This window comes from Steroidobacter flavus (genome assembly GCF_042651805.1).
Classification (GTDB): Bacteria; Pseudomonadota; Gammaproteobacteria; order Steroidobacterales; family Steroidobacteraceae; genus Steroidobacter; species Steroidobacter flavus.
On record NZ_JBHSDU010000014.1, the window covers coordinates 855,149 to 879,799 of the forward strand.

Below are 24,651 nucleotides of genomic sequence, written 5' to 3' on the forward strand. Positions count from 1 at the left end.
TTTATCGCCCGACGCGGCCTTTGGATACTATCGAGCCAAACAGGGGGTTCTACCCAGCCGCCCCGCCATTGGGATCGTCGGAACGGACGACTTTCAAACCGGCCCGGAATTGCATGATCGGGTCGGGGGATGTGCAATGAATGCGATGCCAGCGAGCTCGTTCGAGCCGGCGATCATCGACACGGCGCGCGAAATAGCGACGCGCGGCCGGGATATCGGCTTGCCCATGATTGCCACCTGGGCGGACATCAGTAGCGCTCGACCCGCGACAGTGGGCCGCAACGTCCCGGTCGCCGCCTTGTTCGAGTTCGCCACCGATGCCCGCGAATATTGGTTGCAACCGGATCTGGCGCTGGACAATGCCATCGTCGCCATCATTCGCTGGACGGCCGAGCCCTTCTACTACGATCGCGGCGAGATCGGCGGCTGGCGGCCGCTGCACATCGCTCCGGAGCTGGAGCGCCAGAAGAACCGGATGACCTTGAGCATTCGCGGCGCCATCGTCGCGCCCATTCATTTGCCGGGCAGCGTCATCGGTGCCGTCGTTTGGGCGACCGATCAGCCGCGCGACAACGTGCGCGAGTTGTTCAACAAGCACGCCGCCGATCTGCACGTGCTAGCCTTGCGCTTCATCTCCGCCTGTAATGCCGCGATGTATGGCGATCCGAATATCCGCTCCTACCGCCTCACCCGCCGCGAGATCCAATGTTTGAAGCTCGCGGCCGCCGGCAAGACCGACGAGGAGATCGCCATCATCCTCGAGGTCGCCATTCCCACCGTGCGCTTTCATCTCAAGAAAGCCGGAGAAAAACTCGGCGAGTGCGGGCGGATACGCATCGTGCATCACGCGACAGCCCTCGGCTTCATCAGCATGCGGTTGTGATCAGAACTTCACTCCGATGGTCGCGCCATAGGTCCGCGGCGGGCTCGGGAATCGCACGACCACGTTTGCGTTGCTGGCCACGGCGGTCCAGTAGTACTTATCGAGCACATTGCGGGACCAGAGTGTGAAGGACCAGCGATCCTCCGAGCTGCGCACGCCGATACTGACGTTCGCGACGCCGTACGCAGGAATCTTATAGAGATCGCTATCCTCGAAGATGGTGTTTGACTTGCTCTGATAGCGCCCGTTGAGCGTCATCTCCAGATTCAGACCGTCAGCGACGGGGCGCGTGTAGAGCAAGGAGAGACTGGTCTGCAGCTCCGGGCTATAGATGAACTCCGACCCATCGTAGTCTTGCGGGCGCCCGGCCGCGTTCGTGCCGAGGTAATCCTTCACTTCGGTCTGCAACCAAAGCGCGGTGGCCGCGATGGTGATACCCGATAGCGGCTCCCAGGTCACATCGCCCTCGACGCCGTACGCTTCGGATTTCGGCACATTGTCGAGACGTGTCAGCGCGGTATAGATCGGGTCGGCGAAGTACGTGCCGATCTGCTTGTCCTTGTAGTCGTAGTAGAACGCCGCGAGATTGGTCTGTAGCGTGCGACCGGCCGCCGTCGACTTCAGGCCGAGCTCGTAAGCTGTCAGCAGTTCCTGTTTCACCGGCGCGTTCTGACGCGCGATGTTCGCCGGATTGATCGGCGTCGTGCCCGCCTTCGCGCCCCGCGACACTGACGCGTAGATCAGCGTGGTATCGGTGGGAGTGAAGTCGAGCGACGCGCGCCAGGACACATTGCTCTCATCGAGCGTGGAAGTGATCTCGTGGAACGTGCCCGTCACTGGGTCGAAGGTATGGCATTGGTTCGCAGAGATCGGCGCCGTCAGGATGCCGTAGTTCTGTAGAAACAACGCCCGATTCACCACATTCACATTCGGCAACATGCTGCCATTGAAGTCGCGAGAACAGCCGCGGTAGTCCTGAGTGTCTTCCGTGTAGCGCACGCCCGCGTTGAGCTTGAACTGCTCATTCAGACGTAGCCCGGCGTTGGTGAAGACGCTCCAGGTTTCGGTATCGATGTGCCCCACGTCTTCATAGGTACGAAACGCGCGTGACAGATCCGCCGCGGTGTAGCCACAACAATTGAACGGCGTCGCGAGTAGCGGCAGACCCACCGTCCGAATCAAAGTCACATTGGCGTTTTGACCGAGCAGCGTTCGATTGGAATCCAGAATCTTGTCCTTCGCGTAGTAGGCGCCGACCAGCCAGTTCAGGTTCTCGGTCTCGCCCTCGATATGCAGATCCTCCGCCAGCGACTCGATCTTGCCCGTGGCCTTCTGCACCAGGATTTCGTACGGGGCACCGCTCCAGTCGAACAACGCATCGCGTTCGAACTCGTTATAACTCGACAAGGACACCAGCTTCACGCTGTCGGAAAAGTCCTGGTCGAGACGCAGCTTCAACCCCGTGAAAGGATTGTTTTCTCGTAAGGGTCCTGCAAGACCACGACCGATGCCGAGATCCGTGGAGCGCACCGACTCGGGCGCCCAGTCCGCATCGGTCGCGTCGTTCGGCCGGTTGGCTGCGATATAGCTCACCAGCCCAGGCGCGTTGAAGGGGCTGGTCGCCGTCGCCGGTGTGAAACCGATGCCCTGCCCCGCCACCGTGTCGGACTCGTTGCGCCAATACGTGACTGATAAATCGATTTGAGTGCTGTCGCCGGGCTGAATGGCCAGCGAGCCGCGCACGCCTTGCTTCGATATCTCACCAAGCCGTTCGCCGCGACTCGCACTCCGCTGCCAGCCTTCACCGCTGTTCTCGCTGCGAACGGCGATGCGCGCCTGAATACGCTCCGACAGCGGCCCAGAGATATAACCGCCGACGTTATAAGTTTGATAGTTGCCCACATCCGCCGTGGCCGCGGCAGCGAAAGTATCAGTCGGCCGCGCGGTGACGAAGTTGATCAAGCCCGCCGTCGTATTGCGGCCATAGAGTGTGCCTTGCGGCCCTTTCAATACTTCCACCCGCTCCAGATCCATGAGCGGTCCCGTGTTCATGATGGGATAGGCGTACGCGACCTCATCCACATATGTACCAACCGTCGACGTGGCCGAAAGATTGATGGTGTTAAATCCGATGCCGCGCATCGTGTAGGTCGGCACGCCCTGATAACTCTGCGACACCGTAAAGCTCGGGACCACGCTGGTGAGATCGGCGACGCTATCGACCCGCAATGCTTCGAGGCTGGAGGCATCGAACGCCTGAATCGCCAGGCCCACGTCGTTGATCGATTCCGCACGGCGCTGTGCGGTGACCATGATTTCCTCGAGCGTTCCGCCGCCCTCGGCACGTGCCACGTCCTGGGCAACCGCTGGTTGACCGAGCGCGGCCAGCCCCAGCAGCGACGCGAAACTCATCCCCACTTTCATTCCCATGCGCATTGCTCGATCTCACTTGTAGTTCTCGTTCTCTTAAGTTGGCAGCTCGAGCCGCCGGCGCACAGCTGTTGACCTTGATAGGCGTCAGACACCCGACACCTCGCTAGGATTGGCAATCGCAGAACAAGAAAAGTTTGCTACGGAATCGAAGCCAAAAGGGGGCCAAACCGATGAGCTCAAAGCAATACCGGGCGCGTGCCAGGGTACGGCGCGCTTCAACCTTCCTGATCCTTGGACTGTCCGCTGGACTTGTGACGGGCGCCGACGCTGCAACGGATCTCATCAAGAGCAGTCGAGGCGGATCGCAGCAGTGGGACTACTGCTATGGCAAGTCCGACGCTACGCTGTTGCCAGCAGATCCGCGCTCCCTGGTACAACCGGGCATCGGCACCGGACGCGCGGTCGCATTCAACGCATTCTGGAAGGATTGCCACACCGATCCGGTGGCCGTTCAAGAGGCCGGGCATCCCAAGACGTGCGGCGAGTTGCGTCAACGTTTCTATCGCGGCGATGGCTTGCTCGATACCGGCTCGAGCACGGTCGCGGCGTTGTTCACAGGAAACGATCCCACCACGGTCGAGTCCCTGTTCGGCTCAGCCACGCTGACCGCCGCTCAATACAATTCATTGTGGATCAGTTGGGACGGCTTTCTGGTGCGCCCGGATAACTTCGACGATCTGGTCGCCGAGCGTTATGGCTCGGTCTTCGGGCCGGGACGCAATCCCTATCCCAAACCGTTGGAAGATCCCAACCGGACCAACGGCGGCACCGGTCGCTTGCCCGAAATGTTTACTCAGCTGCGCAATCCCGACGGCTCATGGAGTGGACGCATCGGCATCACCTGTCACGCTTGTCATAGCGGCGGCGCGAATGGAGTACTGGCGCCGGGTGGCGGTAGCAGTCTGCAGGATCTGCATCTGCTCCTGCGCGATGCCGTGCCGCTCGGATATCTGCCGTCACTTGCGTCTCTCGCGAACTTGACCCGTACGCGCGGAACGAACAACGCCAGTGATATCAATCTTGCGTTCCTGTTTCCCGATCAAGGGCTGATCCCCATCAGCACCGCGCTCGGTGTAATCGCATCGGGCTCGACTGCGTCCATGGACACCCCGGCGTGGTGGAATATGGGCCATCGCCCGGTGAAGTTCGTCGACGGCGTGTTCCCAATGGATGCTCCGCGCGTCGACATGGTGTTCTACACGCCTGCGTTCGGTTTGTTCGGCTCGCTGGGTGGGCCGGTATCCGAGGCCGGACAGGACTGGATGCGTGCGCACGGCCCGGATGCGAATACGTGGGTCGAAGCTCTGAAAGCGCCCGTGTATCCGGGGACGATCGACACGGCACTGGCGGAACAAGGCGCGGTGCTCTTTCATACCCTAAATCTGTGGGCCTCGAATAGAAACAACCCGGTGCCGAAGCCCGCTGAAGGCAATGGCTCCTGCGCCAGCTGCCACGGCGCTTATGCGCCACGCTACGTGAACGATCCAACCTTCCTGGCGACACCGACGCTCGAAGGCATGGCCGCCTACATCACGCCGCAACGGATCATCCAGACCGACATCGTCCGGCAGCAAACAAACAACGAAGCAGTGCAAGTCGCCGGCGCCAGCAATTTCTTCGGCTATCCGACCACTGCGGGCACCGCGAACGATTGCGGGCCGCAAAACCGCTCTGACCTGCGCGGCAATCGCGAGCTCGGTTATCTGGCTCCGCCGCTGTATGGCGTCTGGGCAACTGCGCCCTATATGCACAACGGCTCGGTGCCGAATATCTGGGAAGTGCTGAAGCCGTCGGATCGCAAGCCGTTATGGAAGCGCAAATCGAAGACGCCGCGCTGGGATCAGACCGGTCGCGCGATCATGGGCTATGACACCAGCATGGCGGCCTTCGACACCGCCAAGGTGGGCTGGAAGTACGACGTGATCCAGTGTCAGAACCCCTCGATCCTGAACCCGCTGCCCTCGCCCTACCTCCGCTGCGATCCGAACGACGATCTGCTGCTGTCGTGGTACAACGCCTTGCTCACCAACCTGTACGGCAATGTGATCCTGGCCTGGAACGTCCTGTTCCCGCCGACCATCACCAACACCGACATCGAGAATCGCAAGATTTTCAATGCCTACATGTTCGGCCAGGGCAATGGCGGCCACACCTTCAACTCGGTGCTCACGGACACTGAGCGGAAGGCCATCATTGAGTATCTGAAGACTTTGTAGCCAAATTTGTCCTCGAGCCCGGACGGTGTCGATTTGAGTCGACACCGTTCGTATAGGCAGGCCAGGCGATATCGGATCGCCTGCTCACCCACGAGGACCCGACCGTGAAGCACTACCTCCTGAGCATCTATCAGCCCGACGGCCCGCCGCCCCCGCCGGAAAAGCTCGAACCCATCATGCGCGACGTGAACGAGGTGATCCGCGAAATGAAGGCGGCCGGCGCCCTCGTGTTCGGCGGCGGCCTGTACCCCGCGTCGACGGCGACGGTACTGACGTTCAAAGACGGCAAGATGCTGACCACCGATGGGCCGTACATCGAAGGCAAGGAACACCTGGGCGGCTTCGACATCATTCAAGCGCCCGACCTGGACGCCGCGCTGGAATGGGGTCGCAAGCTAGCACGTGCGGTGACCTTGCCCATCGAAGTGAGACCGTTTCAGCACAACGGCTGACCGGTGGCGCTGTCGCAGACGGATATTGCCCGCATTTTCCGCGCGGAATACGGACGCGCGGTGGCCGTGCTCACGCGCTCATTCGGGAATATCGATACGGCCGAAGAGGCCGTGCAGGACGCCTTCGCCGCTGCGATCGAACGCTGGCCCAAGGAAGGGCCGCCGCCCAGTCCCGCGGGATGGATCATCACCACCGCACGCAACCGCGCCATCGACCGGCTGCGTAAAGACAGCTCGCGACAGGATCGGTACGAGCAAGCGCTGTTGTTACAGGCGAACGACCCTGTCGACGAGGACGACCCCGTGCACGACGATCGATTGCGCCTGATCTTCACTTGCTGTCATCCGTCGCTCGCGACGAACGCACAGGTGGCACTCACCTTACGGCTGCTCGGCGGATTGACCACTCCGGAAATCGCCAAGGCGTTCCTCATTCCGGAAGTCACACTTGCACAGCGTCTGGTGCGCGCGAAAGGCAAGATTCGTGATGCCGGGATACCGTATCGAGTGCCCGACGCGAGCGAGCTCCCTGCCCGCCTAGTTCCGGTACTCGCTGTTCTCTATCTGATTTTCAACGAAGGTTACGCGGCGACTTCCGGCACCGAGCTCACGCGCGGTGAGCTGTGCACTGAAGCCATTCGGCTCACTCGCGTCCTCTTGAGTGAGCTGCCAGATGAACTGGAAATCCAGGGACTGCTGGCGCTGATGCTGTTGACGGACGCTCGTCGCTCAGCGCGTGTGAATGACGACGGTCAACTGGTGCTGCTCCGGGATCAGGATCGCACTCGCTGGGACCCCGCATTGACCGCCGAAGGGTTGCGACTCGTCCAACGTTGCCTGCATCGCAATCGACCCGGGCCGTACCAGATACAAGCAGCGATCAATGCCGCCCACGCTATCGCCTCTAGCACCGCCGATACGGACTGGGCTCAGATCGTTCGACTCTACGATCAACTGCTGGCGATACAGCCGACGCCGGTGGTGGCGTTGAATCGAGCGGTCGCAGTCGCTGAAGTCGATGGACCGCAGGCAGCATTGCAACTGATCGAAGCCCTCGACCTCGACCGGTTTTATCTGTTTCACGCGATCCGTGCCGACCTCTTGCGACGACTCGGTCGGAACGAGCAAGCGACGGCGGCGTATCAGAACGCCATCGAGCGTTGTGAGAACGATGCCGAACGAGAGTTCTTGAGACGCCGGCTCGCCGCGCTGAGCCGATGAAGATCAGTCGAGATCGCGAGCGACTCGGAAGCCCAGTCCGAAGTAACGACCTTCGACCGGACTGCGCAAGCGATAAGTAGTTCGTAACAACCGCCCTGGATCGCCCCAACCTCCGCCACGTACAGAGCGACGATCCGCCAGCGAGCAATTCGCGGTGCGCGCACTGCCATCGGTGGAAGCGCCGGTGTAACTGTCGTTGTAGCAATCCTCCAGCCACTCCCAAACATTGCCTCGGACATCGTAGAGCCCGAGCGCATCCGGCGCGAAGCTGGCGACCGGTGCCGTCGTCAACCAACGATCTTTGCCAGCAGCGAGTGAAGTACAGCAATGCGCCTCGGCGCCATAGTTGGCGCTGTCATGACTGACTGAAACCTTGCCGGCCTGCGCGATGTATTCCCATTCGGCTTCGGTGAGCAACCGATAGTGCTTGCCCGTGCTCTTGCTCAGCCACTCCACATAGCGCTTGGCGTCGTACCAATTGATACACACCGCCGGATGATTCGGCTCCTGCGCATACCCCGGCCGGCGCCAGCTCCAACCTTCCTTGTCCTCCCACTTGCCTTGCCACTTACCGTCTTCGTAACCGTGACAACTGTTGCCCGCATCGTGACCGGTGCTGGCAATGAACTTCTCGAACTGCGCGCGGGTGACTTCGTGAATGCCAACGGCGAAGGGTTTGGCGATCGTTACTCGATGTCGGGGCCTTTCATCGTCTTTCGCCTCTGCATCACCGTCGACTGCACCCATGTCGAAGCTGCCGGCCGGCACGACCTTCATCTCGGGACAATCGGCGCAATCGCGAATGACTTCCGACGCATCGGCGTACGCGATCGACGACAACGCTACGATCAGGATCGCGAGCCAAGAATGGCGCATTCGAACTCTCCCCAGGATTCGTTCTACCCTGGGAAGTCTGATCGAGGCACGGACCCGCGTGGGTGCCAACGGATTCCGGCTGGTGTCGACCCAGCACCAGCTGCGCGTCTCAACCAGTAGAACAAGCCCGTATAACCAGTGCTCGACGGATGCCTCCCCGCATAGAAAGCAATTTCTGTACCAACGGCGGAGATCGTGTCACCCGTGCCTTCGCAGTCAGTGCAGCAGCAAGAATGCTCTTACCGTCTGTTCTGGAGTCGAAGACGAGTGCGTTGGCGTACGCACCTTGCACGCAAGGCAGGCCACTATTACTGATCGACTGGCTAAAGAAAACCATCCCTCTACCGTCACCGTGCCCGGCAGTTCCATACGCAAAGTTCGATTGCACACAGCCGAATAACAGAGCGAGAGAGATCAGGCGACATACATCCTCCTTTCAGATTCCTGACAAAATTCAGAGAAGTCATCCTGTGCCTCGCCTCATTACGAGCCGTAATCTATAAGAATTCGATTCGACTCGATCTGCCATGTCGAAGCGTTGCCGTTGCCATAGACGGCCACAGCCTTCTCGGCCAGTACTGCCCAGTCCTCCTCCTTGCCCGTGGGAGGGGTAACAATCATTGAATGGATATCCAAGTCGGACTGCCATTTACGTAGTGTTGGCCCGCACGGTCCGTCCAGAACACAGTCCCATTGCCCTGGCAAGTAAAGCCAGGCGTACCTTGACTCGTGATCGTCGGGAGCAACTCGACCCGCTGGTGCGTACCGGCAGTGACAGTCACAGTCCCACTATCCCCAACGCCAGGACTGAAGTTGAGCCTCGTGGCCTGTTTGCCATTGAGCATCACATTGATATAACCCGCATCACAGCCGGCACCGACTGTCGCACCGACGCCGAATGTGATGGCAATTCTGTCCTGGATACGATCTGAGTTCGTGAGGGTCTTGTTCGGGCAGGACACTGTCGCGGTCCAGAGCGTCCCCGGATCGGAGTTCCCCGTGACCCGGATGCGAAACTTCGATGTACCGAGCGACGTTGGATTGAACTGATACGTCCAGGTATGCCAGCCACTGACCTGATTCGTGGTGGTGACCAGTACAGGCGCGGCGGAACTCTCTGCACGGACCTCGAACTTGTCGGGAATCGAGTAGGCTTCGAACTCGATCTGCACCGGTCCGGCCTCAGACCCCATCTCCATGACCTGATTGAATCCCTCGGACGAACCTCCCGCGGAAAGCGGTTGCCCGCAAGGAACCAGTGGCGGAGAGTACGTCACGACCTTACCCGCGATACTTTGAAAACCCGAATCGGCGGGAACTTCGGCACCAATCTGTCCTGTGAATACGACGACGAGACGACTCGTTGTCGTCGCTGGCTCGGTAAAAGTCACGATCGAGGACTGTCCGGCCGCGAGATTGCGAACGAACACAGCTCCAGGGATTGGCTGGCGCACGCCCGCCGCCGTTTCCGAGTAAATAGTGAATGTGCCATCCATACCTTGATCCGCGCTGCTGACGTTCTTGATCAGCCAACCCGAACCGGCAGAATTACGCTGCAAGTCGACTCGCCCACGGAAAAAGTGATTGACGAGTCCCGCCGAGAAAGCAACCGCGCGTGGCAGCAAGATTGGATAGTAGTCATCGACTACCAGCGGCGGCGTAGTAAGCGCCATCAGCCCCATGCCTTGATTGAGATAAGGGGCTGCAAGCAGCGACCAGGCAGCGAGCTTCCGATCCTTATAGGTCTGACCGGTGTGGCCGTCGAAGACGTCGCCAAGGATCGTTCGTACCGGCATGTTTCGCGTCGAGCTGTCACTCAACCGCTGAGGATAGTTGATGACTTCGATATGCTTTCTCGAGCCATCGGGATTCTGGCCGCTGGGATAGGGGAACGCAGGATTACTGTCGATAACCAGCTGGCCCTGTGGGTTGGGATAGACGGCGAACATATGATTCGGACTGGCGTAGTTCTGCGAAGTGAACTCGGCCATGCCGATGAAGCTCGGATGGATGGTCGAGGTCCAATAATTTCTGGCGGTCGGCAGACTCGGAGGAGCGTACGGATTGGCCACTACCCAATCATGAATCTGCTGCGCGGTCACATGACTGGTGGTATACGCCTCATACCAGTTGAGCCAGGTCGGCCAAGCATGCCCTTCGTTGCGCGTGTGTTGTGGCTGCGCCATGTCTTGAAGATGGTGGACTACCTGACCAAGTATCTGAAACGTGCGCCCGAATTGCTGACTGCGTACGCCGGCATCGCTGTAAGTCAACGCCTTGTACATTGCATCCAACGCATCCCGATAGGAAAAATCCTGCGGACGTTGGGAGGGTGACGATCCGGCGCTGTTACACAGCCCTCCGTCTACAACAGTCGTCACTGTGAAGCGATCCTCGAGTGCCCAGTCAGGGGATGGAAGGCCACGCCCGCCGAAGTCGTCCAATCCCCGTCCCGTGAAACTGGCAAACTGAGGATCGAAAAAGTGATTGCAGAACCGGCGTGTTTCGGTCGGATGAACTTGGGGATCTGCTTCATCCTCGAGATGTGCTCCTTGAGCCATCAGCTGCGCGAGCGAAAGATTTGTTGTTCCGTCCGTGGCAGTGTATCCCCCAGCCGACGCGCCGAGATCCTGCACGAACGCCGCGCTGGACAGCGTCGATTTCGCCACTGCCTCGAGCGTCAGCACACGATGTATGTCGGTGTTGTAAGCGCACGATGACTGCGACACCTGTAGCAGGCCGATGCAGCCGAGCAGCGACAGCACATTCCGATTCATTCCGTTGACCTCTATTTATCGTTGGCTCTCGCAGTTTCCTTGCTTTCGCACGAGATCCAGCGGCATGACCTCGTCGAGGCGACCGGAGTCGGTCGTTCCCTGCAAGCTAGTACGCATATCATCGATGATGGCCAGCGAGCGCTGAGCATGCGTCCACTCGCACTGCTTGCCGGCGTAGGCAAACCACATCGTCGATACAAATGCCGCGAGTGCGGCCACCTCCTCGTCGACTGCAGTGGCCGGTGCGGACAGCGCGATCGGCTTGTCATCATGATGGTAAGGAATCCGGATGAACCGCGGATCGTGTCCGGAGGCGATCGGCGACGTGTTGAAGAAAGCCAACGGCGCGTAGTCCCGATGAAGCACGCGCGTCGTGGGCTGACCGTCTTTCACCGTCCCGTGAAACGAGATGCGCGGCCCCCAAGCCGGTATATGAAACTCGCCGCTCTCGCTGGCAGCCACCTCTTCGATGGCAACGACACCCAGCGTCGTGCCTTGAATACCCGTTTTCTCCCACGTCATTAGAACGACGGCGCCCGGTACGGGACGACCAGTGGTAGCATCAATGACGCGGCCATCGATCGCCGGTGAGTACCAAACAAACGGATATACAAAGTTCGCGACCAACGCGACCACGCCGACGGCCACTAGAATTGCAAGCGGCTTGCGCGTCACTACTGTCAAAACAGGTCCACTCGCCACTGCGCGTCTTCTTTCACCATGACGACTTGGTACTGAAGATTCTCGCCGAGACTCTGCGTCACGCTTAAGATTGCATAAGTCGGCGCAACTTCAACCGTCTTGATTCCCACCCAGTTCTGAGTAAGCCCTGTAATCGCAGTGCCGAGATTGACCAAGGCGGTCTGATACTGGCCGCGGCTGGAGGTGGCGATATTCGCCAACGCCGCCTCGATATTACCGTCATCGAGCGACGCGCAAAAAACCCGCCACGCCATGAGCGGCCCTGCTTCGGAACTGGTGTCCTTTGCAAAAGTACCATCATCTCGGGCGATGAGCACCGCGATCACCGTGCCGTTGGAGCGTACAACCAGATCTGTTTGCCCGTCCGAGTCTTTGTCTTCGAGCGTAACTTCACTGGCCGCTCCGCCCAGATCCACACCCAAAGCTGCGGGAGTCAGCGTCTGCAGCAGTTGTGGCTGCCCGGTGCTGAGGGACGGCGTAATGAGAAAGCTGGTCGCTCCCGCCGTACGCCCTCGGAGCAACAGTGTCTGCGCACCGGTGCCAGTGACATCGCCAAAAGTCAGGTCGAAGTTGCCGGGGGTCCACGCCGCATCATTTGTAATACTCCGCGGTGGATCGACCTCAATCGAGTAACCGCCACTGGCCGCCCTCAGCAGAAATGTCGGGCTGCTGGGCTTCACCACGATCGGCACCGCCATTTCCAAATCGATCATCACGAATCGCGTCTTCGCCTTTACCAGCACGTCGATATCGCCGTCGTGATCGATGTCGCCGATGTACGTCGTGTAGCCGGCCGACCTTAGAGCAAGCCGCGGATCGGGCTGCGCTACAGCGCTGCTCACAAGGGTCGCTTGCGCGCCCAACGCGAGCGCAGCGGCGAGCCACCCAGATCTCCGAAACGCTTGTATCTTGCCTGCCATGATATGCCAGATCTCGAGTTAATGACGCGGCTACCGGATTCCAGCCGTCACTGCGCGTTGCCTTGAGCCCAGGAAATTCGGGAATACGCCCCGCTCTGCGCATCACTCCAACTCATCAGTGGACCCCAAATAATTGGCAACAGGCATGCGCCATCGAGTGCGAGCCCGGCTACGATTGGAAATGACTAAAGGAGATTTCGTGCGGTGACCCCGTCAACGCCGATCCCTAGCTCACGTGAATCATCCATGACTTCGGCCCGCGACTGATTCTTCTGCATTCAGTTTGAAATTGTTTCCGTACTACTGTCAATATTCTTTCGGTCTCTGATATTCAGAATCAGGGTTTCACCGAAAGCAACGTGGTGCACTGTAGAGCGATCAACGGACTCGTTGACAACGGCGCACGCCTGTAGCAACTTCGCCACCTCATCTCAGCGGAAGAACGACACAGCCCGCACTGTGCCCACGAATGGATCTCATGAAACTGCAACACGTCGTTGCCACCCTCTTGGGTTCGTTTGATTCAGGCCGTTGCGCTATTCGCTGTAGCCGAGTTCGAATCCCGCGCTGCCGAACGCCGTTTAAACTGAATGTTGTTGGATGTAACTCGAGATTGAGGAGGAATGATGCGTATCTTTGCAGTCATGTCGATGGTCCTGGCCTGCGCGCTGCCACTTTCACAAGCGCATTCGGCGGGATGGACACAGTTCCGTCAGATCCAGGAACTCAATCAGCAACCGGCTGCAGGCACCAACGCCTCGGAACTCGTTTTCGTTATTCTGGCACCCGGAACCAATCCGAGTGGCTGCTCCACGGGCAATACGTTCCACTTCGCGGTGAGCAACGATCGGCATAAACGCATTTTCGCCATGCTCATGGCAGCACAAGCAGCCGGTCGAACCGTGATGCTGTACACGACGGGTGCCTGTCACGTCACTGATTCGGCGCTGCTGGATGGCGCAGTCATCGGCAGCTGACGTTGCAGGAAACCACAGCCCGGGCTGAGCCGGGGGAACGACGTATGCCCGTTGTTGCAGGAGTGGTTCAGCGTTCGAACCGGAATCGCTCCGCCTGAGGACACTCGCTACTTCAGCTTCCGCTCATCCAGCCCCAGGCTGCGGCCGATGATCTCTTTCATGATCTCCGAGCTGCCTGCGAAGATGCGGGAAACGCGAGCTTCGGTGTACATGCGGCTGATGCGGTACTCCTCCATGTAGCCCGCGCCGCCGTGGAGTTGAACGCAGGCATCGACGACTCGACCTTCAACCTCGCTGGCGACCAGCTTGGCGCCGGCGACTTCGTCGGCGGTGAGCCGGTCCGCGTTGTATTCGAGTACGCACTGATCGACGAACGTCTGCGCGGAATCGATCTCGGCGCGTAGGCCGGCCATCACGAAGCGGCTGTTCTGAAACATTCCCACCGGCCGGCCGAATGCGCGGCGGTTTTGAATGAACTCGAGGGTGATATCGAAAGCTGTCTGTGCCGCCGCCATCGAATCGATCGCCGCAATTAGGCGCTCGCCGACCAGAAACTGTTGCAGGAAGCCGAAGCCTTTGGCGGCATCGCCGAGCACGTTGCGCTTTGGAACGGCGACGTTGTCGAAGAACAGCTCGGATGTGTCCTGAGCTCTCAGTCCCATCTTGTGCAAGCGATTGCCGCGCTTGAAGCCGGGCATGTCGGCTTCGACGACGAACAGTCCGATGCCGTACCGCTGATCGGGCACCGTGCGCGCAGCGACGATGATCAGATCGGCCAGCTGGCCATTCGAGATATAAGTCTTCGAACCGTTGAGCAGCCAGTGGTCGCCACGATCCACCGCGGTGGCTTTCATGCCGGCGAGGTCGCTGCCCGCGCCGGGCTCCGTCATGGCGACGGCAAGAATCGACTCGCCGCTCGCGCACTTCGGCAGCCAGCGCTGCTTCTGCTCCTCATCGCCCAATCCGTCGATATAGGGCGCGACCAGCCCCGAATGCAGATTGATGTAAAAGCCCGGCTCGCCGTGCCGGATGTTTTCTTCGTAGACGATCTGCTCGTAACGAAAGTCCTCGACGCCGGCGCCACCGTATCTCTCATCGGCCCACATCAGCAGATAGCCCTGCTCGCCGGCCTTCGTATAAGCCCAGCGATCGACGTGACCTTGCTCGCGCCAGCGGGCTGCGTGCGGGCCTATCTCGTTACGAAAGAAACGGCGGACAGTCTCGCGGAACGCATCGTGCTCGGGCTCGAAAATCAATCGGCGCATGATTCAGGCGGCAGCGGTGCGCGGTAACGCAGTTTCATAGAAAGCCTCGCCCTGTTCCGCTCGGGCTCGCAGCCAATCCGAAGGCGCAAAGCGAGCGCCGTAAGTGGACGCCATCCGCTCCGCCTCAGCCACGAACTTCTCCATGCCCACGGTCTCGATGAACGACAGCGGCCCACCGGTCCACGCCGGAAAGCCCCAGCCCAGCAGCGCGCCCACGTCCGCATCGGCCGGATGGGTAATCACGCCTTCCTCGAGACAACGCGCGGTCTCGATCGCCTGGATATACAGCAGCCGATCTCGAATCTCTTCGACGCCCGGTTGTTTGCGCGCCGGAGGAAACGCAGCCGACAAGCCGGGCCACAAATGTTTCGGCGCGTCTTTGGGATAGTCATAGAAGCCACCGCCATGACGACGCCCGGGGCGCTTGATCTCATGGAGCATGCGCCTCATCACATCGTACGCACACGGCCGTTTGAAGTTCGCACCGAGCGCGGCTTCCGCCTCTTGCACGATCTTCCAAGGCAGTTCTATGGTCACCTCATCGAGCAACGCCAGCGGGCCGACCGGGAAACCGGCAGCCATCGCCGCGTTCTCGATGCGCGCAGGCTCGATGCCTTCCTCCAGCATGCGCATGCCTTCGTGAATGAAGGTCTGAAACACGCGGCTGGTGTAGAAGCCTCGTGAGTCGTTGACGACGATCGGCGTCATACGCAACTGCCCGACGAAGTCGAGAGACTTCGCCAGCGTCTCCTGACTGGTGCGCGCCCCGACGATCACTTCTACCAACGGCATGCGATCGACGGGAGAAAAGAAATGCAGCCCGATGAACTGCGCCGGCCGGCTCGACGCCTCAGCCAGCCGACCGATCGGCAGCGTCGAAGTATTGCTGGCGAAGATGCCAGACGCGCTCAACACCGCTTCGGCCCGCTTCGTCACCTCGGCCTTCACCGCCACGTCTTCGAACACCGCCTCGATCACCAGCTCGCAGCCGGCCAGAGATTCATAACTGGTCGTCGGCTTGATCCGCGCCAGGATGGCATCGGCCGCAGCTCGGCTCTGCTTGCCTCGCTCGACTGCTTTATCCAGCAGCTTCACGGAATACTGCTTGCCCTTCTCGGCCAGCTCGAGCGAGCTATCAATCAACACGACTTCGACGCCGGCCTGAGCCGCCACGTACGCGATGCCCGATCCCATCATGCCGGCGCCGAGCACACCGAGACGAGTCACAGATGACTTCGCGATGTCGCGCGGCCGACGAGCCAACTTGCTGGCCTCGCCACGATTGACGAACGACGTACGGATCAAATTTCTAGCCACCGGATCGCACAGCAATCGAGCGAAATGCTTGGACTCCAGTTGCAGCGCCTTGTCGAACGGCAACAGCAAGCCATGGAACAAACAATCCAGAATGGCGATGGGCGCGGGATAGTTGCGACGAGTCTGCGCCGCGATCTGCGCCGGGCGTTCGCTCATCACCTTGACGACCGCGGGATTCAGCAGACCGTTGCTGCTGCGATAGCCTTTGACGTCCCACGCACGCACGGGATTCGGCGTATTCAGTAGCCAAGCACGAGCGGCAGCCAGCAACTGCGCGGCCGGCACGACTTGATCGACCATGCCCAACTGCAACGCTTCCGTCGGCGGAACACTGCGACCATCCAACAACAACGCCGTTGCCTTTTCCAAGCCCACCATACGAGGCAAACGTTGCGTGCCACCGGAGCCCGGCAACAATCCCACTGTCACTTCGGGCAACCCCACCACCGCCTTTGGATCATCGACGATGACGCGGTGATGACAGGCCAGCGCCAGTTCATAACCGCCGCCCAGCGCCAGTCCATTGATGGCGGCAACAAACGGCTTGCCACAAGTCTCCAACCGCCGATGCATCTGTACCGACGGCTTCTGACTGAAGGCATACGCCTGCTTGAGCGTGAGCGCGCCGCCAGCGATACCAAGAATGTATTTGAGATCCGCGCCCGCCATGAACGCGGGCTTGGCCGAAGTCACGATGGCGCCCTTGATCGACGCATCCGCCGCCACCCGCTCGATCGCGGCGATCATGTCGTCGATCAACTCCGGCGACACCACGTTCATCGGCTTGTCGGGCGCCTCCAGCGTGATCAAAGCGATGCCGTCGGCATCCACGTCGAGCCGTAACGTCTTCATCCCGTCAAACCCTTTCGATGATCGTGGCAGTGCCCAGGCCGTTGCCTGCGCACAAAGTGATCAAGGCCGTACCCAGTCCGCGCCGCTCCAGCTCATCCAGCACGATGCCGAGGATGATGGCGCCCGTGGCGCCGAGCGGATGTCCCATCGCAATGGCGCCGCCGTTGACGTTGACTTTCTGCGGATCGAGATCGAGCGCACGGATGTATCGCAACACCACCGCTGCAAACGCCTCGTTGATCTCGAACAGATCGATGTCCTTCAATGACATTCCGCAACGCTTGAGCAGCTTATGCGTCACGGCCGAAGGCGCCGTCAGCATGATGGTCGGCTCGCTGCCGATGGACGTGAATGCCTTCACCCTCGCGCGCGGCTTCATGCCCGCACGTTCGCCAAAGCTTTTGTTGCCCACGAGCACAGCACCGGCACCATCGACGATGCCGCTGGAATTGCCGCCGTGATGCACGTGTTGAATGGCTTCGATCTGCGGATACCGTTGAATGCCGACGGCATCGAAGCCCATCTGACCCAGACCGACAAACGAAGGCTTGAGCTTGGCCAAGCCTTCGCGAGTCGTGTCAGGCCGCATGTGCTCGTCGCGATCCAGCACCACTTCGCCAATCAAATCGCGCACCGGAACGACAGCTTTGCTAAAGCGCCCCTGCTGCCAGGCCAAGGCGGCGCGCCGCTGACTTTCCACGGCGTAGTCGTCCACATCTTCTCGAGTGAATCCATCTAACGTCGCAATCATGTCCGCGCCGATGCCCTGCGGCGCGAAGTAGTTGTGATACGCGAACCACGGATCGGCCGACCAGGCACCGCTGTCTGCGCCCATGACAGTGCGTGACATTGACTCGACGCCACCACCGATCGCCGCATCGGCAGCGCCGGTCATCACTTGCGCCGCCGCTGCGTTCACCGCTTCCAGGGCCGAAGCACAGAAGCGATGGACCTGCTGACCAGCGACGCTTTGCTGATAACCCGCCGCCAGCACCGCCGCTCGGCCGATGTTTCCTCCCTGCTCGCCCACTGGCTGCGCGCAGCCGAGCACCACGTCGTCAACCAGGCCCGTGTCCAGACCGTTGCGCTCCGCCAGTGCCTGCAACACCTGCGCCGCCAGCTGCACCGAAGTGATTTCGTGGAGCGACCCATCGGGTCGCCCACGACCGCGCGGTGTCCGCGCGTGATCGAAAATAAATGCGTCAGTCATGTCGATGAACTAAAAGTCGTAGCCGATACGCAAGCCATAAGTGAGCGGCGCGCCAATGAAGCGATTCGCGCCGAGCGCGCCCAGGGTCGAGCCCCAGTAGGAATACTCTTCCTCGGTGAGGTTCTTGCCGAACAGCGATACCTTCCATTTGTGGTTCAGGCTCACGTAGTCGATGCTCGCATCGACCAGCGTGTAGGCCGGACCGGAGACCGTGTTGGCGTCGTTGAAGAATTCCTTGTCGGTGTACGAAACGCCGCCGCGCAATGACAGCTGCCCGATCTGATCCAGATCGAACGTATACGTCGCGCTCGCGGCGAATGTTTGTTCCGGCACGCGCACGAAATCAAGGCTGGTATCGAAGCCAGCGACCGCCGAGTCATAGCTGGCGTCGGTGTAGCCATAGCCCGCCGTCAGCACCAAGTGGTCGGTGGCCTGCGCCACCACATCCAGCTCGATGCCTTGAATGGTCGCGTCGGCCACGTTGAACGTGGATTGCACCACGCCGTACACCGGGTCGACACCGAGCACGGTACGTTGCAGATCCTTGTACTTGTTCACGTAACCGGCGGCGTTCAACCGGACCGTGCCGTCGAACAGCTCACCCTTGTAGCCGACCTCGAACGCGTTCACCTCTTCCGAATCGAACGGTTCGAAAATCACGTTGCCGCGCAGACTGTAGCCGCCGCTACGGAAGCCGCGCGTCGCGCTTGCATAGACCAGGTGATCGTCCGTCGGCTTGAAGCCCAGCACGACCTTCGGCGAGAAATCGCTCCAGGTGTGGTCGTCGCTGGCACCGTACGTGAAGGTGCAATCGTTGAAGCCGTAGATCGAACGATCGGCGCACAGGGTCAGCGCCGACGTGAACGGCACACTCTTCGCTTCCTTCGTTTCTTCGGTGTAGCGGCCGCCGAGCGTCAAGGTCCAACGGTCGGCAAGCTTGATGTCGACTTCGCCGAACGCCGCGTACGACTCCTGATCCAGATGAGCGCGCGTCACCGTCAGCGTGGCGTGGCGATTGAGGTCGCGACCTTCCGTATGCGTGTAGTCCTGCTTGAAGTAGTACAGGCCCGCGGTGAAGTTGACGCGGCCGTCGTACTCGGACGAATAGATCAACTCCTGGCTGAATTGATCCTGCTCGAAGCCGATCGACTGATTGAAGTAACTGAACTGCGAGCCGTCATAGTCGGTGGTGTTCGCGACTTCGACATCCCGCACCCCGGTGATGGACGTGAACTTGCCCGAGAGCGCTTCCCAGTTCATTTCCAGCACGCCGAAGTTCACTTCGATGTTGGAGTAACCGGGGTTGTCGAGCTGCACGTCCCAGAAGTTTTTGGGCTGCCGGAAGCCGTCGTTATAGGGGCCGTTGCCCGGGACTTCCACACCGACAGCAGCGGTGGAGTCGCCATCCTGCTGATAGTTTTCCAGGATCAACGACGCCGTGAAATTATCGGTCGGTGTCGCCAGAATCGTGCCGCGAATCAACGTCGAGTTGTTCTCGCCGAAATCCTTACCGTTCGCCAGATTCTTGTAATAACCGTCGAGATTACGATCCAGCACGGACAGCTTCACCGCCAGCTTGTCCTTGATCACCGGCCCTTCGATCTTACCGGAGATATCGAAACGACCGTAATTGCCGACGACGGTCTGCGCGGCCAGATCGAAATCGCCCGAAGGACGCGCCGTGCGAACCAGCACTGCGCCGCCCGTGACGTTGCGACCGAACAGCGTGCCCTGCGGACCGCGCAGAATTTCCACCGACTCGACGTCAAACGTGTCGAGCATGGCGCCGTAGTTGGAACCCCAGTAAACGCCGTCTTGAATGATGCCCACCGCCGGCTCGTCGGACGCGGTCGTGCCGGACACGCCCATGCCGCGAATGGTGAAGTTCTGTCCGCCGACCTGACTGGTCGGCTTCAGGCCCACGCTCGGCGCGAGCTTGCCAATGTCGTCGAGATTGTCGGCGAACACAGCTTCGAGCTGAGCCGCACCGAATGCCGAGATCGCGAGCGGCGTATCTTCGACCGCTTCGTCGGCGGCGCGCTTGCGAGCGCTCACCAACACTGTTTCCAGCAACACCGACGTCGGCGCGTTGGCGGATTCCGTTTCGCCTTGAGCGTGCGTCAGAGTTACCGGGGCCATCGACGCGGCAACAGCCGCAGTGGCGAGTTTCCAGGCCGCGGCGCTGACGCGATGCTGGAAATTGCGTTTGTTGTATTGATTCATCCCCCACCCCTCGACGAAACGTGACTTTGTATCGGATATGAAACTAGTCCCTCCCTGCCGCCAGCAAACCTACCCAAAGATAGGCCTTCCCTACAGTTGTCGACTCTGCTCCAGCGCGCGACGATAGTGCGGTAGCGCCGAGAACAATAAAACAGCGGCGCCCGCAGCGCTGCTCGCACAAACGACAGCGAGCGACAATCCCACTTTCGACGGATCGCCGAACACGCGATCGGTGACGACAGCCACCACGGTCGGTGCCGCACCCAAACCGATGACTGACAGCACGAACAAATACAGCGACGCGACGATGCCTCGCATCCGATTCGGTGTCGCCAATTGCAAAGCCGTCGCCGACATCGCCTGCGGCAAGCTGAAGAAGAAGGTGCCGCCCGCCGCCGCGATCAGCGCTCCGGCAAAGCCTGGCATCAACGGCAAGATCGCGGTGAAGATCACCAATCCAATGCTTGCGACGGCAGCGACGCGAATAGGACTGTCGGCATGACCCCGCCGCGCCAACCATCGATCCACGAACGGCCCACTCAACACGCCCGCCGATCCCATGATCAACACCAGCACACCGTATCGCAGGCCCACCGTCGTGGGATCGGCACCATGGGCACGCATCAAGAATGACGGCATCCACGCCGGCAGCGCGTAGAGCACGATGACGATCAACGCCATGCCTAGATAGAAGCGCACATAGAACGCGCGCCCCTGCCACAGGAACTCGATGACTTCCCGGATCGAGAAGTTACGATCTCGAGTGCCGATGGACTGCGCGCCCCGCGCCGGCTCGCGAATCGTGAGCAAAGCAATGGCGAGAATGACGCCAGGCAACCCGATCATGACAAATGTGAGTTGCCACGGTTCCAGATTCACCAGCACCGGCGCAAGTTCGCGCAACGAGCCCATCGAACCGATCACCATCCCGCCGGCGATCATCGCGAGCCCGCCACCGATATACGGTCCCATCAAATAAATGCTCATCGCTCGGGGCAATCGCTCGCGATTGAAGTAATCCGCAATCAATGACCACGCTGCCGGAGCGAGACACGCTTCCGCCGCGCCGACAGCGGCGCGCGTCAGGAACAGTTGCCAGTAGTTCTCCGCAAGCCCGCACAGCGCGGAGAAGATGCTCCAGGTGCCCACGCCGAACACGAGGATATTGCGTCGATTGCCGACATCGGCCCAGCGCCCGAACCAGGGCGAGAACGCGATGTACGAGCCCATGAACGCAATTCCCTGCAACAGACTCAGCTGCGTGTCCGTCAGTAGCAGGTCGCGCTTAATATCCTCCACCAGCAGGTTCAATACCTGTCGGTCGATGAACGCCACCGTGTACGCGAACGTCAGCAGGAACAGCACATACCAGGCATAGCTGCCGCGATCTCGCGTCGGCACGAGCGCCGCTTCGGTGGGAGTGATGGAGCTCAAACTGCGATCCACGGCTGGAAACCCAGACTCACCATGCGGATGGGCGCCGGTCCGGGTCTTCTATCTTTAGATAGGCAACAGCGGCGGTGGGGCTTGGCATGGTGGCCACGATGCCGGAACCGCTGAAAATCCACTTTGCCGATGAGGATCTGCGCGACCTGAAGGCGCGGCTGGCCCGCCCCCGATGGCCTGACCAGCCGGCGGCCGCTTCCGGTTGGCGTCAGGGGACGGACCTCTCTTATATAAGAGAGCTGGCGGCCCACTGGCGCGACCGTTATGACTGGCGCCGCCGCGAACAGGCGCTGAACGGGCTGCCCAACTACAGCGCGTCGCTCGACGGCATCGATCTGCACTTCATTCATCAGCCCGGCGTCGGCCGCTCGCCGTTGCCGCTGTTGTTATTGCATGGCTGGCCCAGCTCGTTCATCGAGTTTGAGCGGGTCCTTCCTCTGCTCACCGATCCCGCCCGCTTCGGCGCCGATCCGGACGATTCGTTCAGCGTGGTGGTGCCTTCGCTGCCCGGCTATGGGCTGTCGTTTCGTCCGAATCAGCCCCGGTTCGATATCGCGCAGATCGCGGCCACGCTGACCAAGCTCATGCGCGAGACGCTTGGCTATCGACGCTTCGGCGCTCATGGCGGCGATTGGGGCGCTCACATCGCCACGCGACTCGGTCAGGCACACTCGCAGGCTTTACTGGGTATTCATCTCACGATGTTGGTGCTGCCACGTCCGCGAGTTGTCGAATCTGACGAAGAGCGTTTGTACGTCGACACTGTGACGCGTTGGAATCGTGAAGACTCGGGTTACGCCGTGATTCAGGGCACGCGTCCACAAACGCTGGCGTATGGATTGACCGATTCGCCGGTCGGACTCGCGGCCTGGCTGGTGGAGAAATTCCGTGAGTGGAGCGACTGCGATGGCGACATCGAACGTCGCTTCGACAAAGACACGTTGCTGGATACGATCACGCTCTATTGGCTCACCGGCTGCATCAACAGCTCCTTCGGTTTGTATCACTCGATCCGCCATGGCGGCCTCAAGCCGTCCGAACAAACGCGCGTCGAAGTCCCCACCGGGTACACTCGTTTTCCCGAGGGCGCGCTGCATCCGCCCCGCTCGCTGGCCGAGCGCGCTTACAACATTCAACACTGGAGCGATATGCCCGCCGGCGGACACTTCCCAGCCATCGAAGAACCCGCCGCGCTCGCGCAGGAGATTCGCGAGTTCTTCCGTCCTTTGCGCTCGCTCAAGTGAAGACGCAACGTTTCCAAGGCCACGGCCTGCAGATGACCGCCGACGTCGGCGGCGATCCGACATCGCCTGCCGTCGTGCTGCTCCATGGAGGTGGCCAGACTCGACATGCCTGGGGCAGCACCGCGCGTGCCTTGATCGAAGCGGGCTGGTACGTGATCTCGCTCGATCTGCGCGGGCACGGCGATAGCGAGTGGGATCCGAATGGCGACTACTCTCTCGACCTGCAAGTGGCCGACCTGCGATCCGTATTGAAACAACTGCCCTCCCGACCGGCGCTGGTCGGTGCGTCTTTGGGCGGTCTGGTCTCGCTACTGACAGTCGGCGAAACACCTGAGCTCGTCGCGAGTCGGCTCGTGCTCGTCGATGTGACTCCCATGCTCGATCCCGAAGGCGAAGCTCGCGTGCTTGGGTTCATGACAGCTTATCCGCAAGGCTTTTCCAGCGTTGAAGAGGCGGCCGATGCTGTCGCTGCTTACTTGCCGCACCGACCGCGCCCGTCGAGTACCACCGGTCTACAACGCAATCTTCGATTGCGTTCGGATGGCCGTTACTACTGGCATTGGGATCCACGACTGTTCGATCGCCTGCGAGCCAGCCCTCAATTTCAAGCGGCTCGCTATGAAGCGGCTGCCCGGAATGTGCGCGTGCCTGCCCTGCTCGTTCGGGGTCAGCAAAGCGAACTCGTGTCGCCCGAGAACGTGCGACATTTTCTGGACCTGATTCCCAGTGCCCGATACGTGGACGTCGCCGGCGCCGGCCACATGGTGGCCGGCGACCGCAACGATGCCTTCAGCGCCGCCGTGCTCCACTTCCTGAAATCCTCATGAGCCTGCCAGACAACTTGAACCGCCGCGTCGGCCAACTCGATATCGCCCGCCATGGCGCGGTCACGCTGCTGACGATCGATCGGGTCGACAAGCACAATGCGTTGACTGCTGAGTTTTGGGGCGACCTGCGCCGCGTGCTTACCGAGCTTGAGGCCGATCAGCAGACACGCGCCATCGTGCTCACCGGCGCTGGCGACAAGGCGTTCTGTGCCGGCGGCGACATCGCCGGCTTCGCCACGCTCACGACGTTGGAAAGCAAACGTGCTTATCAGATCGATGCGATGAACGGTTTCGCCGCATTGGAGAACTGTCCGCTTCCTGTAATCGCTGCGGTCAACGGCTTAGCGCTGGGCGGCGGCTGCGAGCTGACGCTGGCCTGCGATATCGTCCTCGCCTCCGACCGCGCGACCTTCGGTATGCCCGAGGCCGCGCTCGGCTTGGTGCCTGGCTACGGCGTGCTTCGAGCACCGCATGTCATCGGCCGGCAGATGACCAAACTCATGGTCATGGCCAGCGAAACCCTCGACGCCCAACAGGCCCTGCAAGCTGGGCTCGTGCAGCGAGTGATTCCACATGCAGACCTGCTGCCGAAAGCTTTGGCTCTGGCCGAGAAGGTCGCGAGCAATTCATCGATGGCGCATGCCGTTGGCAAGCGACTGATCAATCGGGGCATCGAGCGGGCGGAGTTCGATTATTCGGTTGAAGCGCTGACGGTGCTGCAAAGCTCGGCGGAGACACAGCAGCGGGTAAGAGGGTTTCTTGAGCGGCGGAAGAAGTAATTGAGCCTAATCGTTTCCGTTGCCGGCAGCA

18 protein-coding genes are annotated in these 24,651 nt (G+C 60.6%); 8 read left to right on the forward strand and 10 right to left on the reverse strand.

What is annotated here, in order from left to right; translation table 11 throughout:
* Positions 1-136 precede the first annotated feature (136 nt).
* The gene (locus ACFPN2_RS26320) at positions 137-883 is read left to right on the forward strand and encodes a helix-turn-helix transcriptional regulator (RefSeq protein ID WP_380602187.1); all 747 of its coding nucleotides are present in this window, start codon (positions 137-139) and stop codon (positions 881-883) included.
* On the opposite strand, the gene ACFPN2_RS26325 is transcribed toward ACFPN2_RS26320, so the two are convergent.
* Positions 884-3,295, reverse strand: a complete 2,412-nt coding sequence (locus ACFPN2_RS26325) for a TonB-dependent receptor (protein ID WP_380602189.1) — start codon at positions 3,293-3,295, stop codon at positions 884-886.
* Positions 3,296-3,486: 191 nt separating this feature from the next.
* On the opposite strand from ACFPN2_RS26325, the gene roxB reads away from it, so the two are divergent.
* The 3 genes from roxB to ACFPN2_RS26340 all read left to right on the forward strand — a co-directional run bounded on the left by roxB (position 3,487) and on the right by ACFPN2_RS26340 (position 7,205).
* On the forward strand, positions 3,487-5,532 hold the full coding sequence (gene roxB, locus ACFPN2_RS26330) for a rubber dioxygenase RoxB (protein WP_380602191.1): 2,046 nt from the start codon (positions 3,487-3,489) through the stop codon (positions 5,530-5,532).
* Between the two features lie 104 nt (positions 5,533-5,636).
* The gene (locus tag ACFPN2_RS26335) at positions 5,637-5,984 is read left to right on the forward strand and encodes a YciI family protein (RefSeq protein ID WP_380602193.1); all 348 of its coding nucleotides are present in this window, start codon (positions 5,637-5,639) and stop codon (positions 5,982-5,984) included.
* 3 nt (positions 5,985-5,987) lie between these two features.
* Positions 5,988-7,205 carry an RNA polymerase sigma factor gene (locus ACFPN2_RS26340; protein ID WP_380602195.1) on the forward strand — a complete coding sequence of 406 codons (1,218 nt, stop codon included), beginning with the start codon at positions 5,988-5,990 and terminating at the stop codon, positions 7,203-7,205.
* 3 nt (positions 7,206-7,208) lie between these two features.
* On the opposite strand, the gene ACFPN2_RS26345 is transcribed toward ACFPN2_RS26340, so the two are convergent.
* From ACFPN2_RS26345 to ACFPN2_RS26360, 4 genes are all read right to left on the reverse strand, one after another.
* On the reverse strand, positions 7,209-8,081 hold the full coding sequence (locus ACFPN2_RS26345; protein WP_380602197.1) for a formylglycine-generating enzyme family protein: 873 nt from the start codon (positions 8,079-8,081) through the stop codon (positions 7,209-7,211).
* Between the two features lie 617 nt (positions 8,082-8,698).
* Positions 8,699-10,717 carry a phospholipase C/P1 nuclease family protein gene (locus ACFPN2_RS26350; RefSeq protein WP_380602199.1) on the reverse strand — a complete coding sequence of 673 codons (2,019 nt, stop codon included), beginning with the start codon at positions 10,715-10,717 and terminating at the stop codon, positions 8,699-8,701.
* A gap of 156 nt (positions 10,718-10,873) precedes the next feature.
* Positions 10,874-11,542, reverse strand: a complete 669-nt coding sequence (locus ACFPN2_RS26355) for a peptidase associated/transthyretin-like domain-containing protein (RefSeq protein WP_380602201.1) — start codon at positions 11,540-11,542, stop codon at positions 10,874-10,876.
* Positions 11,539-12,480 carry a hypothetical protein gene (locus ACFPN2_RS26360; protein WP_380602203.1) on the reverse strand — a complete coding sequence of 314 codons (942 nt, stop codon included), beginning with the start codon at positions 12,478-12,480 and terminating at the stop codon, positions 11,539-11,541. The genes ACFPN2_RS26355 and ACFPN2_RS26360 overlap by 4 nt, the downstream gene beginning before the upstream one ends.
* 623 nt (positions 12,481-13,103) lie before the next feature.
* Between ACFPN2_RS26360 and ACFPN2_RS26365 the strand changes: the two genes are divergently transcribed.
* Positions 13,104-13,457: a hypothetical protein gene (locus tag ACFPN2_RS26365; protein ID WP_380602205.1), complete on the forward strand. Its 354-nt coding sequence runs from the start codon at positions 13,104-13,106 to the stop codon at positions 13,455-13,457.
* A 107-nt stretch (positions 13,458-13,564) separates the two neighbouring features.
* On the opposite strand, the gene ACFPN2_RS26370 is transcribed toward ACFPN2_RS26365, so the two are convergent.
* The 5 genes from ACFPN2_RS26370 to ACFPN2_RS26390 all read right to left on the reverse strand — a co-directional run bounded on the left by ACFPN2_RS26370 (position 13,565) and on the right by ACFPN2_RS26390 (position 21,758).
* A complete protein-coding gene (locus ACFPN2_RS26370; RefSeq protein ID WP_380602207.1) occupies positions 13,565-14,722 on the reverse strand; it encodes an acyl-CoA dehydrogenase family protein in 1,158 nt (385 codons plus the stop codon).
* A gap of 3 nt (positions 14,723-14,725) precedes the next feature.
* Positions 14,726-16,891 (reverse strand): 3-hydroxyacyl-CoA dehydrogenase NAD-binding domain-containing protein, encoded by a 2,166-nt coding sequence (locus ACFPN2_RS26375; RefSeq protein ID WP_380602209.1) that lies wholly within the window; start codon positions 16,889-16,891, stop codon positions 14,726-14,728.
* A 4-nt stretch (positions 16,892-16,895) separates the two neighbouring features.
* The gene (locus ACFPN2_RS26380; protein WP_380602211.1) at positions 16,896-18,101 is read right to left on the reverse strand and encodes an acetyl-CoA C-acetyltransferase; all 1,206 of its coding nucleotides are present in this window, start codon (positions 18,099-18,101) and stop codon (positions 16,896-16,898) included.
* A gap of 9 nt (positions 18,102-18,110) precedes the next feature.
* Entirely contained in the window at positions 18,111-20,324 is a 2,214-nt protein-coding gene (locus ACFPN2_RS26385; protein WP_380602213.1) for a TonB-dependent receptor, read from the reverse strand.
* Between the two features lie 90 nt (positions 20,325-20,414).
* A complete protein-coding gene (locus ACFPN2_RS26390) occupies positions 20,415-21,758 on the reverse strand; it encodes a spinster family MFS transporter (protein WP_380602215.1) in 1,344 nt (447 codons plus the stop codon).
* 98 nt (positions 21,759-21,856) lie between these two features.
* Here ACFPN2_RS26390 and ACFPN2_RS26395 point away from each other — a divergent pair, with 98 nt between their 5' ends.
* The 3 genes from ACFPN2_RS26395 to ACFPN2_RS26405 are packed head-to-tail and all read left to right on the forward strand — an operon-like array spanning position 21,857 to position 24,620.
* A complete protein-coding gene (locus tag ACFPN2_RS26395; protein WP_380602217.1) occupies positions 21,857-23,014 on the forward strand; it encodes an epoxide hydrolase family protein in 1,158 nt (385 codons plus the stop codon).
* Positions 23,011-23,841, forward strand: coding sequence for an alpha/beta fold hydrolase (locus ACFPN2_RS26400; RefSeq protein ID WP_380602219.1), 831 nt, complete (start codon positions 23,011-23,013; stop codon positions 23,839-23,841). Before ACFPN2_RS26395 ends, ACFPN2_RS26400 begins: the two co-directional genes overlap by 4 nt.
* Positions 23,838-24,620 (forward strand): enoyl-CoA hydratase/isomerase family protein, encoded by a 783-nt coding sequence (locus ACFPN2_RS26405; protein ID WP_380602221.1) that lies wholly within the window; start codon positions 23,838-23,840, stop codon positions 24,618-24,620. Before ACFPN2_RS26400 ends, ACFPN2_RS26405 begins: the two co-directional genes overlap by 4 nt.
* The last annotated feature ends 31 nt before the right edge of the window (positions 24,621-24,651 follow it).